Source organism: Micromonospora sp. WMMD1128, from assembly GCF_027497235.1.
In the GTDB taxonomy this organism is placed as follows: Bacteria; Actinomycetota; Actinomycetes; order Mycobacteriales; family Micromonosporaceae; genus Micromonospora.
The window spans coordinates 3,630,493-3,644,289 of sequence record NZ_CP114902.1 but is presented as its reverse complement, the minus strand read 5'-3'; the positions used below and the strand labels follow the sequence as shown (position 1 = coordinate 3,644,289).

Here is a 13,797-nt window from a genome sequence, read left to right as displayed (position 1 = left end):
ACGCGCGGCGCCGGCCTCGGCGCGGGCGGTCTCGGGGGTCCCGCGCGGCACGTCGGGTGCGACCGGCGCCGCGTGCACGGGCGCCCGAATTCGGTCGCGGCGGTCACCGTGGGCGTGCGAGCCTCAAAGGCGGCACACCGCCGCGCCCCGGTGCAGGGGCACCGACCGGCACGATCACGACGAGGGAGCGACAATGCGAGCGGATTCCACGCTTCGGACCCTGGACCGTCCTACCGTGGAGTTCTACCGTGGCCCTGTTGAACCTCGGAATCGTCGCCCATGTTGACGCCGGAAAGACCAGCCTGACCGAACGCCTGCTCTACGAGGCGGGCGCCGTGTCCCGGCTCGGCAGCGTCGACGCCGGCACGACCCGCACCGACTCGATGGAGTTGGAGCGTCGGCGCGGCATCACCATCCGGGCCGCCGTCACGTCGATCACGATCGGTGATCTGCGGATCAACCTGCTGGACACCCCCGGCCACCCCGACTTCATCGCGGAGGTCGAGCGCTCGCTCGCCGTGCTGGACGCCGCCGTGCTCGTGGTGTCGAGCGTGGAGGGGGTGCAACCGCAGACCGTCGCCATCTGGCGGGCGCTGCGGCGCACCGGCGTACCGACGATGGTCTTCCTCAACAAGGTGGACCGGCGCGGCGCCGACGTCGACCGGGCGGTGGCCCAGATCCGCCGGCGGCTCGGCGCGCGACCGGTCATCCTCACCACCGTCGCCGGCCAGGGCGGGCGCGACGCCCGGGTGCGGGCCGTGGGCCTCGACGCCGGACCGGTGGTGGAGGCCGTGGCGGACGTCGACGACGCGGTGGCCGCGCGGTGGCTGACCGACGAGCCGGTACGCGTGCGCGACGTCCGGCGCGCGATCCGGCACGCGGTACGCCGCGACGCGCTCACCCCGGTGGCGTGCGGCTCGGCGATCACCGGCGCCGGGGTGCGGCAGCTGTGCCACCTCCTGGCCGACCTGCTGCCCCGGGGCGAGCAGGTCGACGGTCCGCCGGTCGGCACCGTCTTCGCCGTCGACCGGGACGGGCACGGCCGGCGGGCCTGGCTGCGGCTGTGGTCCGGGCGGCTGCACGTCCGGGACCGGGTGCGGCTCGCCGGCGCCCGCCCCGAGACGGTCACCCAGATCGCCGTCATCGAGCCCGCCGGCGTCCTGGTGCGTCCCTCGGTGGCCGCCGGGCAGATCGCCGCCGTGCGCGGCCTGTCGGCCCGGATCGGCCAACACATCGGGGAGCCGCCGCGGCGGCACGCCTACCGGTTCCCGCCGCCGACCCGGCAGGCGGTCGTCGAGCCGGTCGAACCGGACCAGCGCCTGGCGATGTTCGCCGGCCTGGCCGAGCTGGCCGACGAGGATCCGCTCGTCGACCTGCGGCTCGACGAACACCAGGCGGAGGCGGTGATCCGCCTGCACGGTGAGGTCCAGAAAGAGGTGCTGGCCGCGCTCATGGCGGACCGGTACGGCGTGCGGGTGCGGTTCTCCGGCACGCTGACGGCCTGCATCGAACGGGTCGCCGGCACCGGGATCGCCGAGGAGCGGGTACGCGAGCGCGGCAACCCGTACCTGGCCGGGCTGGGACTGCGCATCGAGGCCGCCCCGGTCGGGCACGGCATCGAGTTCCGCCCCGGCGTCGAACCCGGCCGGCTCCCGCCGGCGTTCGTCGCCGCCACGGAGGAGGGCGTGCGGGCCGCGCTCCGGCACGGCCGGCACGGCTGGCCGGTCACCGACTGCGTGGTCACCATGACGGCGTCGCAGTACTGGCCCCGGCAGAGCCGGCCGCACCAGAAGTTCGACAAGTCCATCTCGACCGTCGCGGCGGACTTCCGCAACCTCGCCCCGGTCGTGGTCGCCGCGACACTCCGCCAGGCCGGCACCCGGGTGTGCCAACCGATCGAGCGGTTCGACGTCAACCTTCCGCAACACGCGGTGGAGACGGTGATGGCGCTGCTCGGCCGGCTCGGAGCGGCCGTGCACGACGTCGCCGGCGCCGACGGATATCTCGAGGTGCACGGCACCCTGCCGTCGGCGCGGGTCCCGCACGTGGTCGCCGCGCTTCCCGACCTCACCGGTGGCGAGGCCGTGCTGACCACCACCTTCGACCACTACGCGCCGCTCACCGGCGAGGAGCCGGACACGTTGCCCCGGCGCGGACCCGACCCGGACGATCGGGAGGCATGGTTCCGGGCCGTGCCGCGGTAGGCCGCCGCGCCACCGTACGCCGTCACAGGTGCCGGGCGACCGAGGGCGCGTCGCGGTCGGCGCGGAAGAAGCGCGTGACGGCCAGCCGGGTCGCCCGGGGTCGGCTGCCGTCCGCGCCGATCTCAATCAGCAGGTCCCGATCGGCGCGGTCCGCGGCAAGCGTGCTCAGCAGCGACCGGCAGGTCCGGCCGGTGTCGCCGGTCGGGTCGGCCGCCCAGTGCGCCAGCAGCGCCGCCAGCACGTCGGCCCGCAGCCCCGGATCATCGGTGCTCCACAGCGTCCCCGTGGTGACCAGCAGCTGCCCGGCGGCGACGGCCCAGCCCGGCTCCACCAGCCGGCTCCGCAGCAACGCGGGTGGCACCCCGGCCCGCTGGAACACGTGCGCCCCGACGAACGGAGATCTGGTGGTGTTCATCAGGGACATCCAGCCGTCGGGACTCAACTGCCGGGTCAGCGGTCCCGCCGCCAGATGGTCGACCAGGCTGGGCCAGACCGGGACCAGGGCGTGCCGGTCGGCGCGGAACAGGTCGGTGGCGAGCAGCAGGTCACGGATCCGCTGCGGCCAGTCGGCGAGCTGCCGTGCCGGCGGGTGGGGCGCGTGCGTCGCCGTCCACTCCGCCACCGCGGCGACCGGATCGGTGCCCGCCACGGCCGCGGTCGCGGCGACCTCGACCAGCTCGGTGTGCCGCCCGGCCAGCCAGTCGGCGACCGCCGGGCCCTCCGGCGGATGGTCGCGCAGCGCCGCGCAGGTGGCGTCCAGGTGGCCCCGGCCGCCGCGCAGCAGGGCCCGCACGAAGTTGTCGAGCAGCGCCGCCGGGCCGGGCGGGCCGACCGGGTCGTCGCGCCGGTCGCGCCACACCAGCGCGGCGACGGTGGCGATCAGCGGGTTGCGCACCGGGTTGGTGATCCGCTGGGTGTGCGTCCAGGCGAGGAAGCCCTGGGCCTCGTCGTGGTCCGGGAACCACCTGCGGGCCAGCGCGGTGACGTCGGCGCGGGTGAACGGCGCGAGCTGGTAGGCGGGATAGTCCGCCCCGAGCGTGGCCAGCTCGTTGGCGTCCAACGGCCGGGTGGTGACCAGGATCCGGTACGGCGGCGCGGGGGAGCGGCCCGCCGCGGCGAGCCGGTTGAGCACGTCGCTGCGCTCGTCCGGGTCGGCCACGGCGTCCACCCCGTCCACGCAGACCAGCCAGCGTACGCCGAGCGGCGTCCGGCGGAAGTCCGGCGACTCGCCGTACGTGGCGGCCAGGGCGTCGGGCAGCGCGTGGCGGACCAGCGCGGCGGCCGGCAGGCGTACCAGCACCGGGCCGCGGGGCCGGCGCCACCGGTGGCCCCGGGAGCGGAGCCAGCGCTCGGCCGACCGGGCGCTCTCGTACGCGACAAGCGTGGTCTTGCCGCTGCCCGGCTCCCCGACGAGCAGCACGTGCCCGGCGCCGCTGAACAGCTGTCCGGCGTCGACCGTCTCCTCGGGGCGACCCAGCCGAGGCGCCACCCGGCGGGGCACGTACACGTCGGAGAGCGGGCGCACCTGCTCGCCGAAGCGGTGCGGGTGGACGACCCCGGCGTCGGCCTCCCGCTCCCACAGCCCGGTGAGCGTCGCCGCCCAGCCCGGTCGGCGCAGGTGCCGGTGGACGGCGACGGCGGCGCCGGCCACCGCCAGACTGCTGCTCACCACGCTGGCGACCTTGGCCCAGAGATCCAGGGTCATCGGCGCTCCGACGCCGGTCCGTCGGCGCCGTGCGCGGCCCCGCAGTCCTGGCAGTACGCCCCGGTCTGCCGCTCGCCGCAGTGCGACCAGGGCGCGACCGGAGACGACGGCGTGGGCGGGCGGCGCTCGTCGCCGTCCGCGCCCCACCGGGTGGTGGTGTGCGCCGCCACCCGGGACGGCTCGGCCCGCCGCCAGTCGACGTCCACCTTGAGCCGGACCAGGCCGGCGGCGGCGTCGTGCACGTCCACGATCCGGGCGATCCGCCGCACGTCGGCGTCCTTGCCGGCGTCGTGCGCGAGCGCCACCGCCCGCCCGAGCCGCTCCTCGGCCTCGCCGATCCGGCCCGCGCGGGCCGCCGCGAGACCACTGTGGAACGCCGCGGCGTAGTCCTGCTGCCCGGTGTAGAAGGCGACGCTCGGGTGGATCTCCGAGTTGCGCAGCGTGTCGTCGGTCCACTCCACCGTCAGCGGCACCTCCACCGTGGCCGCGCCGGCGTCGGTGTCCGTGCTGAGCCAGCCGATCCGCCGCCGGGTGCCGGCGGCGAGCGGGTCCACCTCCAGGCCCAGGTGGTAGTCCCGGTGGTCGTGCGGGCTCCAGGCGCCGATCGGGTACGCGGTGGCCAACTCGCCGTCCGGCACGCCCCGCCCGGTGAGGTCGGCGATCGTCGGGTGCACCTGCTTGACGAACCGGACCCGGGCCAGCTCGGTGGTGCGGACCCGCAGCCGCGCGTTCGCCACCCGCCGGGCCAGCGCGCGGGTCAGGACCGCCCGGAACTCGTCGCCCAGGCCGGTGAGATCCTCCACCGGGACCACCGGGTTCGCGCCCAACGCCTCGGCGATGCCGAGCAGTTCGGCCGCGTCCCAGTCGTGCACGCCGTCGGCCGAGCCGATCGCCCGGCAGTCGACGGTGAGGTGCCCCTCGCACTCGCCGACGGCGGCCCGCAGGTCCTCGGGACGCTCGGTCTCGTTGCGGCCGTCGGTGAGCAGGATGGCGTGCCCGATCGCGTCCGGCCGGGTCGCCAGCAGCCGCCGGGCCAGCCGCAGCCAGGTGCCGATGGCGGTGCCGCCGTGCGGGGAGAGGGACTGCAACGCGCGGCGGGCGGCGGCCCGGGTGCGTTCGTCGGCGACCGCCAGCCGCTCCTCGCCGGGGAAGACCATGGTGGCGGCGCCGGTGCCGGCGACCACCGCGAAAGCGACCCCGTCGGGCAGCGCGTCGATCGCGGCGACGCCCGCCTGCCGGGCGGCCCGCATCTTGGCCTGCGGTGCGCCCATCGACCCCGACGTGTCCAGCAGGATGACCTCGGCCAGGCCGTCGTGGCGTACGTCCCCGGCCGGTTCCGGGCCGCGCACGGTGGCGATCACGTCGAGCACCGCGCCGTCCGCCGGCAGATATTCCGCGTGGTGCGCGGTGACCGCGAGCGGTCGGCCGTCGGCGTGTTCCATGGGAGCCGTCCTTCGTCTCAGGGCCGTCGGGCCGCGGTCACCACCACGTCACCGGCCGGTACGCGTTGGCCAGGTCCACAAGTTCGATCCGGTCCCGCCGGTCGGCGGTGCGCCGGGCGCGGGAGCGGCACCGGCGCTCGAAGGCGCGGCGCAGGCTGGTGTCGTCGAGCGGTTCCCCGAACAACCGCCGGCCGGCGTGCGACGGGTCGGTGAGGTCGCAGTCGAGCGCGATCCGCAGGATGTCCGACTCGACGGTCTCCCGCTCGGCGAACGGCGGCAGCTTGTCCACGATCGTGGCCGCCTCCAGCGCGGTGGCCAGCCGGCGCCCGTCGTCCGGCGCGTCGCGCAGGATCCGCACCGCGCAGGCGACCGCGTCGGTGCCGGCGCGGGACGACTCCGGCACGCTCAGCAGCGCGTCGGCGGCGCCTCGGGGGTCGTCCGTGGCGAGCCGGCACCGGGCCAGCCCGAAGGCCGCCGCCAGCACGCCCCGGTCGGTGTCCCACACGCCCCGGTAGTGGTCGGCGGCCTCGTCGGGGACGTCGGCGAGTTCGCAGGCGACCGCGTACGCCAGCCGGGTGGAGACCTCGCCGGGCAGCCAGCCGTACACCTGCTCGAACCAGCGCCGGGCGGCGTCGGTGTCCCGACCGACCAGGGCGACCAGGCCGCGGTGCCACCACAGCGCCCAGTCGCGCCGGTCCTCGGGGAAGTCGGCGAGCAGCGTGCCCGCCTCGGCCACCCGGCCGGCGGTGAGGTGGGCCCGCACCGCCCGGTAGACCACCTGCGCGGTCCGTTCGGGGGCGGTGGCCAGCAGCTCGATGAGTTCGTCGGGGTCGGCGGGGCCGAGCGAGGCGAGGAAGCCGGCGGCCGGGTCGGCGCCGTCGACGAGCGGCGCCGGCAGGCCGAGCAGCACCTCCACCGGGTCCACCGGCCCGTCGGTGTGCAGGGCGAACGCGCAGGCCGAGGGGCTGAACAGGGTGGACCGGCTGGGTCGGGGCTCCCCGTCGGCGGCCGAGGCGACCTGCCGGCGTACCCCCCGGACCTGTTCGCGCATCTGCGCGGCGGACCCGAACCGGTCGGCGGGGTCGGCCGCGGTGGCCCGGGCGAGCAGGCGCAGGAACGGGTCGAGCCGGGCCGGTGTGGGCAGCCGCCGCACGGCCGGGCCGGCGGGGATCCGGGACACGTCCACCGACCGGGTGACCAGGGTCAGCGCGGCGAGGGTACGCCCGACGGCGTAGATGTCGGAGCGGATGCTCGGCCCGGCGGCGCCGAGCCGCTTGACCTCGGGGGCGGTGTATCCCTCGGTGCCCCAGGCGGGGCTCACCCGATTGTCGATCTTCCGGGCGGCGCCGAAGTCGACCAGCTTGATCACGTCGGCGCCGACGCCGCCGACCCGCATGACGTTCTCCGGCTTGAGGTCGCAGTAGAGCCAGCCCTGGTCGTGCAGGTAGCCGAACGCGTCGAGGATCTGCGTGCCGTAGTCGAGGGCCTGGGCCACGTCGAGCGCGGCGGGTCGCCCACCCGGGCCCGCCGTGGCGCGCGACTCCTCCAGGGTGCCGCCGTTGACGAACTCCATCACCAGGTAGCCGGTGTCGTGGTGCGCCTCCGGCCGCAGCGCGTGGGTGATGGTGACGATGCGCGGGTGGTTCAGCGCGATGAGCGCCTGTCGTTCCGCGACGAACGCCGCGACGGCCTCCCGGTCCTCCGGGTTGCGCTGCCCCTTGAGCACCCGCCAGGCGCCGTCCATGTCCTGGTCGCGGGCGAGGAACACCCAACCCACACCGCCGTTGCCCAGGCACCCGGCGATCTCGTAGCGGGAGGCGCGCACGTCGCCGACGGCGAGCGGCGGGGTGAACGAGTAGCGGGTGCCGCAGTCCGGGCAGTGGCCGCTGAGCCGGGTCAGCCGGGTGCGGCAGGTGGTGCTGGCGCAGATCCGGGCGGGTTCCGGCACCACCGGCTCGGCGAGCACGGCGGTCAGCGGGTCCCGGGGCCGGGCCGCCGGGAGCAGCGTCGCGACCTCCCAGGGCTGGGACGACACGGGCTGGGAGGGCATCTGGACCGGGCGGGGCACGACAGGTGTCGGAGCCCCGCCGGCGCCGGCGCACTCGTGCCCCCACAGCCGGCAGAACCCGTCCGCGTCCACTTCGCCGGGGCAGTGGCGTTCCGCGCATCCCTGACGCGTCCCGGTCATCGGGCCCCTCCGTTCACGGCCTGCTGGTAGGCACGGACCGCCCGGCTCGCGGCGGCCACGCCGAACGTCGCGGGGCGCAGCCCGGCCACCGCGTCCCGGTAGGACCGCTCCAGGTCGGGGTGTTCGGCCCGGCCCTCGTCGGCGGCTCGCTGCCGGTATGCCTCGAGCCGCCCGCTCAGCTCCCGGTGGCACCGGACGCGCAGGCTGCGCCGGACCGCGTCGACCCGCTCCAGGTCCCGGTCGAGGGCCGCGCCGAGGGCCTCGGCGTCGGTGTCGGGCCGGTGACCCGGGTCGGCGGCGGCGAGCCGGTCGAGCAGCCCGTCGGCGGTGAGCGGGGCGAGTGGGTCGGCGACGTCGCCGAGCCCTTCGGCGGCGGCCTCCGCGGCGAGGCGGCGCAGCCGGTGCAGCGACGACCGGAGTCGGCGTCCCCGCTCCGCCAGCCGGTGCGGGTCCGGCGTCGGCTCCTCCGGGGCCGGGGCCGCGACCAGCCGGCGGATCCCTTCGGCCTGGTCGGCGGCGTCCTGGACGATCCGGGCGACCCGCAGCTGCTCGACCCGGACCTGGTCACCGGTGGCGGCGGTGAACCGGACCGGGCAGGGCGCGGCGAGCAGCCGGGCCAACGTCGCCTCGTCCGCCGGTTGCGCCGGGTCGAGCCCGGCCAGGTCCTCCTGGCGCCGGACGAGCGCCAACGCCAGGCAGTGCAGCCGCAGCAGGTGCTCCTCGGCCGCTCGCCCGGCCGGCCCGGGGTCGGCCGGCGGAAACCGGCCGGCCACCGCGCGCTCCATCTCCTCCAGCAGGTCGCAGACGCGCGCGTGGGCGACCTGGAAGGCGTGCAGTCGCTCCCGGACGGTCGGCATCGGTCGGCCCCCTCAGTCCGTCGGGGCGGGGGCCGGGCGCGGCGGCGGCCAGGTGGTGACGGGTTCGCCGGGCGAGGGCATCATCGGCGTCCGCGCGCCGGTGACCGGGTCCCGTACCGCGTCCGGATGGTCGGCGAGCCAGTCGCCGTGTGCCCGCAGCCACTCCCGCCGGGTCTCGGGCAGGGCGAGGGCGTAGTTGACGAAGGCGGCCAGCTCCGCGTCGTCGAGCCGGAACGCGAAGGCGTGCGGCTCGTCGGTGAACCAGTCGCACTCGTCGCTGAGGTTGTGGTCGCAGTATCGCTGGTCCCGGCGGGGCGGCTTGGTGACGAGCGCGGTGTCGGGGGCCATCTGGGCGAAGCCGCGCAGGATGTTCTCGTCGGTGCTGACGCCGTCGACCTGGCCCTGGCGGAGCATCACCAGGCAGTCGACGGAGTGCTCCGCCGCCACCGGCACCAGCCGCTCGCCGCCGGCCGTCCGGTAGCGGCGGATGGCGTCCAGCGAGGTGGTGTTCCGGGCGGCGCAGACCCGCCGCCCGCCCATCTCCTCCACGCCGGCGAACTCCGGCCCGCCGTCGCGGGCCCGGACCAGCACCGACTGCCCGGAGTCGAGGTAGTCGTTGGAGAAGATCACCTGCTCGGCGCGTTCGCAGGACGCGGTGAGCGACGTGGCCACCAGATCGATCTGGTTCTTGTCGAGCATCTGGAAGGCGCCCTGGCCGGGCGGCACGACCACGAACTCGACCCGGTCGCGGGGGTCGTCCTTCGGCCAGAGCGCCTTGACCACCCGCAGCAGCAGGTCGATGTTGAATCCCTCGAACTGCTGGTTGGCCGAGTTCCAGTGGCTCATGGTCGCGTCGGACGGGTCGACGCCCGCGATCAGCCGCTGCGGCTCCCGCTCGATGATCCGCCTCGGCCGGGTGGCGCTGGCCGGCAGGCTGCGCCGGACCGAACAGATCGGGGTCGCCTCGCCGGCGGGGGCGAGGGTCTGCGCGCCGGGGGGACGGGCCGCCGGCGCGGGGGTGGTCGCCGCCGGCGCGCTGCACCCGGCCAGGGTCGCCAGCAGCGTGCCGGCGAGCAACGCCCGGACCGCCACCGGACCTCCTCCGTGGGTGTTCACTGGTATTCCAGGTAGCGCTGGCGCAGGCCGGCGACCACGCCGCCGCCGGCGAGCAGGACGACCCAGGCCGCCGCGCCGCCGAGCGGGCGGGGCGCCGCGGGCAGTCGTTCCCGCGCGGCGTCCGCGCGGGCGGCGTCCGCGCGCAGGGCGTCTTCCAGGTCGATCTTCGCCGCCTCGAACGACCGGCCGACCGGCCCGTCGCGCAGCACCGTGTCGACGGCGTCCCGGAACGCGTCGGGGGTCCTGCTCTGCCGGGCGGACCAGACGTCCTCCAGGGCCGCGCAGTCGATCGGCGCGGCCCGGCCCGAGGTGGGGGAGCAGAGCTTGCGGGCGTCGAAGTCGGCCCGGTGCCCCGCCGGGTCGACACTGGCGCCGAGGCCCAGATAGAGGTCGGCGCGCCCGGCGAGCAGGTCACCGAGGCGCTGCTGGCTGGTGCTCTGCGCCGCGATGGCCGATTCCAGGTCGTCGAACCGGCCGTCGGCGGCCGGCCAGTGCCACCACGACGCGACGAGCATGGCCAGCACGGCCACGGCCGCGCCGGAGGCGAGCAGCAGCCCGGCGTTCAACCGCCGCCGGGTTCGGCGACGCAACCAGAGCTGGGTGGCGACGAGCGCACCGAGCAGCGCCAGCGGCGTCAGCACCGAGGCGGCCACCCAGGGCCGGGCGTCGGCGCGGGCGTGCAGCAGCCGGCGCGTGTCGTCGTCCCAGAGCCGCTGGGCCTCGGTGAGCAACTCGGTGGACATATAGTGGGACGCCTCGCGGGCGTACGCCGAGGCGAGCACCGCGCGGGCGGCGGCCGACCGGGCCGCTCCGGCCGGACCGGGACCGCCGGCCGTCGCCGGCGTCGCCGGGCAGGCCGCCGAGGTGTCCGGGCCCGCGCCGCCGGTGGCGTCCCCGCCCGCGGTGGCCAGGGCCGCGCAGACCACGCCCCGGTACACGGTCAGCCGGGAGCCGATCGCGGCCAGCCGGTTCAGCCGGTCCGGATCGTTGACCGCCTCGCCCGTGGCGTCGGTGAGTTGCCGTTCGACGCGGCGGACCGCGGTGTCGTAGTCGGTGCGCAGCGCGCTGCGCCGGGTCTCGTCCGGCGGCAGCAGGAAGACGGCGCTGGCGGCCACGTCGGCGTCGGCCAACCCTTGGTAGATCTCGCGGGCGGTGGTGCTGGTGGCCATGGCGACGCCGACCGCGCGTTCCCCGAGATTGGCGGCCGGGGCGCTGGACCGCACGGCGACCACGGCGGTGACGAGCAGCGCCAAGCCCAGCCCGACGCCGTGCAGCACGATCAGCGCCGGGGTGCTCCGCACCGTCCTGTTCGGCATCCGCGGTCCCTTCCGGCCAGGCTTCCGCACCTCCACTGTAGAACTCCCTGCGTCACCGGGCTAACACGTGAGCAACCGATGTCGGCGAGTGATCAGCCTCGCAGGGTAGGTCAACAATGCGCAGCGCCATGTCCGGTATCCGACCGGCCGGGCGGCGTCAGGCCAGGTGCACCGCCAGCTCGCGCTTCAGCACCTTGCCGCCCCCGCCGAGCGGGAAGGACGGCAGGAACTCGACCCGCCGGGGACACTTGTACCCGGCGAGGCGGTCCCGCGCCAGCGCGACCAGCTCCGCCGCCAGTTCCGGTCCGGCCGAGAAACCGTCGCGGACGACCACCGCGGCGCACACCTCCTCGCCGAGCCGGTCGTCCGGCAACCCGACCACGGCGACCTGCCGGACCGCGGAGTGCCGGCTGAGGACCTCCTCGATCTCGCGCGGGTAGACGTTGTGGCCGCCCCGCAGGATCACGTCCTTCTTCCGGTCGACGATCGTGAGATAGCCGTCCTCGTCGAACCGACCGAGGTCTCCGGTGCGCAGCCAGCCGTCGACGACGGTCCCGGCCGTCGCCTCCGGCAGATTGAGATAGCCGGCCATGATGTTGTGCCCGCGCACCACGATCTCGCCCACCTCGCCGTCGGGCACGAACGCGACGGTGTCGGCGCGGTCGGCGTCGGCCACCCGCACGTCCACGCCCCAGATCGGGCGGCCCACCGTGCCCGGCTTCGTCGGCCACCATTTCTGGTTGTAGGCGACGCAGGGCGACGCCTCGGTGAGCCCGTAGCCCTCGTACACCTCGCAGCCGAAGGCGGCACGGATGGCCTCGAGCGTGGCGACGTGCAGCGGCGCGCCGCCGCTGAACACGCGGTCCAGCCGATACCGGCCGGCGTCACCGGGCGCCATGGCGGCCAGCATCGTGGTGAACATCGTCGGCACGCCCATGAACAGCGTGCACCCGTGCTTCTCGATCAGGTCCAGCGCCCGCGCCGCGTCGAACCGTCGCATCAGCACGACCGACGCGCCGGCCAGCAGGCAGGTGCCCAGACCGCAGATGAGGCCGAACGAGTGGTAGAGCGGCAGGGCCCCGAGCAGGACGTCGTCCGCCGTCACGTCGAACGGGGACACCCGGGTGACCATGATGTTCATCGTCACGTTGAGGTGGGTGAGCATCGCGCCCTTGGGCCGCCCGGTGGTCCCCGACGTGTAGAGGATGATGGCGATGTCGTCCGGCCGGCGCGGCTCGTACGTGTTCAGCGGCGGCGCCGTGCCGACCAGCTCCACCTCGGTGAGCGCCGGAACCCGCGCCGCACGTGCCGCCTGCCCCGCCTCGGCGATCAACGCCTCCGCGCAGATCAGCAGCACCGAGCCGGAGTCGGTCAACGTGTACTCGACCTCCGCCGGCCGGGCCGACGTGGCGACGGGCACCACAGTCGCTCCGGCGGCCCAGATCGCGAAGCACGCCACCGGCAGGTCCGGGGTGTTCTCCAGCATCACCGTGACCGCGTCGCCCGGGCGGACCCCCCGCGCTTTCAGCGTCCCGGCGGCCCGGAGCGCCCGCTGCCAGAGGTCGCCGTAGGAGACCTCCTCGTCCTCGGTCACGAGCGCGGTGCGCCGGGGGCCGCGGGCGGCGGACTCGGCGAGGATCGCGGCCACCGACATCGTCAGCACGGCCGGTGGCCCCGCACGACCCGGGCGGCGGAACCCTCGTCCGTCGTCACTCCGTCGCCTCCGCCACCAGATGTCCCGCGTTGGCGCGGGGCAGCCCCAGCTCGTTCCAGATGTCGTCCAGGGCGTCGGCGAAGCGGAGGATCTCCGCCTCGTGGTGCGTCGCCGACGGCGTGGCCCGCAACACGGCCTGACCCGGCCGGACACTCGGCGCGTCGATCGGCTGCACGTAGATGCCGTGGCGGTGCAGCAGGATGCTGGAGGCCGTCCGGCAGTTGGCCTCGTCACCGACGAACACCGAGACGATGTGCGACATGGCCGACACGTAGGGGATGCGGCGCTCGTCCAAAAGCCGGTGCGTGACCGCGGCGTTGTGGTGCAGGATCTCCCGCTCCGTCTCCGACGTGGTCAGGTGACGCACCGCCGCCAGGGCGCCGGCCGCCATGGCCGGCGGCAGCGACGTGGTGAAGATGAAGTACGGCGAGAACATGCGCACCGCCTCGATCAACGGTTCCGGTCCGGCGACGTAGCCGCCGACCGTGCCGAATCCCTTGGCGAGCGTGCCCATGATGACGTCGAACTGGTCCTGGATGCCCTCCTGCGCGGCGATCCCGGCGCCGCGCGGGCCGTACATGCCGACCGCGTGGACCTCGTCGAGGTAGGTCAGGGCGTGGTGCCGACGGGCGAGGTCGGCGATGTCGGCGAGTGGCGCGACGTCACCGTCCATCGAGTAGATCGACTCCATGACGATCATCTTCGGCCGGTCCGGATCCACCGAGGCGAGGAGTTCGGCCAGGTGGTCGACGTCGTTGTGTCGGAAGATCCGCTTCTCGGCGCGGCTCTGCCGGATGCCGTCGATGATCGACGCGTGGTTCTTCTCGTCCGAGAAGACGACGGTGCCGGGAACGCGGCCGGCCAGGATCGCCAGGGCCCCGGTGTTGGCCGTGTAGCCGGTGCTGAACAGCAGGGCCCCGTCCTTGCGGTGCAGCGCGGCGAGTTCGGCCTCCAACTGGATGTGGTATCCGTTCGTGCCGCTGATGTTGCGCGAACCCCCGGAGCCCGCCCCGTTCTCGTCCACGGCGCTCTTCACCGCGTCGAGCACGATCGGCGCCTGACCCATGCCCAGGTAGTCGTTGCTGCACCAGACGCTCACCTCGGCGCTGTCGGCGGGCAGCATGGGCGCGTTGGCCCGGGGGAACCTGCCCGCGATCCTCGATATCTCGAGGAATTCGCGACGGCCGTGCGACAGCGCGTCCATCTCGGTGGAGATGAGCTCAAGGAGATGTGTCATGGGTATCGGGCTCCCTTA

The 13,797-nt window shown here is 75.2% G+C and carries 9 protein-coding genes; 1 reads left to right on the top strand and 8 read right to left on the bottom strand.

What is annotated here, in order from left to right; translation table 11 throughout:
• Positions 1 to 248: 248 nt before the first annotated feature.
• Positions 249 to 2,204 (top strand): TetM/TetW/TetO/TetS family tetracycline resistance ribosomal protection protein, encoded by a 1,956-nt coding sequence (locus O7602_RS16290; RefSeq protein ID WP_281583495.1) that lies wholly within the window; start codon positions 249 to 251, stop codon positions 2,202 to 2,204.
• Positions 2,205 to 2,226: 22 nt separating this feature from the next.
• Here O7602_RS16290 and O7602_RS16285 read toward each other — a convergent pair whose 3' ends face one another.
• The 8 genes from O7602_RS16285 to hemA all read right to left on the bottom strand — a co-directional run bounded on the left by O7602_RS16285 (position 2,227) and on the right by hemA (position 13,779).
• The gene (locus O7602_RS16285) at positions 2,227 to 3,909 is read right to left on the bottom strand and encodes an NACHT domain-containing protein (RefSeq protein WP_281583494.1); all 1,683 of its coding nucleotides are present in this window, start codon (positions 3,907 to 3,909) and stop codon (positions 2,227 to 2,229) included.
• Positions 3,906 to 5,351, bottom strand: a complete 1,446-nt coding sequence (locus O7602_RS16280) for a VWA domain-containing protein (protein WP_281583493.1) — start codon at positions 5,349 to 5,351, stop codon at positions 3,906 to 3,908. Before O7602_RS16280 ends, O7602_RS16285 begins: the two co-directional genes overlap by 4 nt.
• A 37-nt stretch (positions 5,352 to 5,388) precedes the next feature.
• Complete coding sequence (locus tag O7602_RS16275) at positions 5,389 to 7,539, bottom strand: serine/threonine-protein kinase (protein ID WP_281583492.1); 2,151 nt, start codon at positions 7,537 to 7,539, stop codon at positions 5,389 to 5,391.
• The gene (locus O7602_RS16270; RefSeq protein ID WP_281583491.1) at positions 7,536 to 8,396 is read right to left on the bottom strand and encodes a hypothetical protein; all 861 of its coding nucleotides are present in this window, start codon (positions 8,394 to 8,396) and stop codon (positions 7,536 to 7,538) included. Before O7602_RS16270 ends, O7602_RS16275 begins: the two co-directional genes overlap by 4 nt.
• A gap of 12 nt (positions 8,397 to 8,408) precedes the next feature.
• Positions 8,409 to 9,488 carry a transporter substrate-binding domain-containing protein gene (locus O7602_RS16265; RefSeq protein WP_281583490.1) on the bottom strand — a complete coding sequence of 360 codons (1,080 nt, stop codon included), beginning with the start codon at positions 9,486 to 9,488 and terminating at the stop codon, positions 8,409 to 8,411.
• A 20-nt stretch (positions 9,489 to 9,508) separates the two neighbouring features.
• Positions 9,509 to 10,828, bottom strand: a complete 1,320-nt coding sequence (locus O7602_RS16260; RefSeq protein WP_281583489.1) for a hypothetical protein — start codon at positions 10,826 to 10,828, stop codon at positions 9,509 to 9,511.
• A gap of 157 nt (positions 10,829 to 10,985) precedes the next feature.
• Positions 10,986 to 12,482 (bottom strand): long-chain fatty acid--CoA ligase, encoded by a 1,497-nt coding sequence (locus O7602_RS16255; RefSeq protein ID WP_281590337.1) that lies wholly within the window; start codon positions 12,480 to 12,482, stop codon positions 10,986 to 10,988.
• Positions 12,483 to 12,537: 55 nt separating this feature from the next.
• Positions 12,538 to 13,779 (bottom strand): 5-aminolevulinate synthase, encoded by a 1,242-nt coding sequence (gene hemA / locus O7602_RS16250; RefSeq protein WP_281583488.1) that lies wholly within the window; start codon positions 13,777 to 13,779, stop codon positions 12,538 to 12,540.
• Positions 13,780 to 13,797 lie beyond the last annotated feature (18 nt).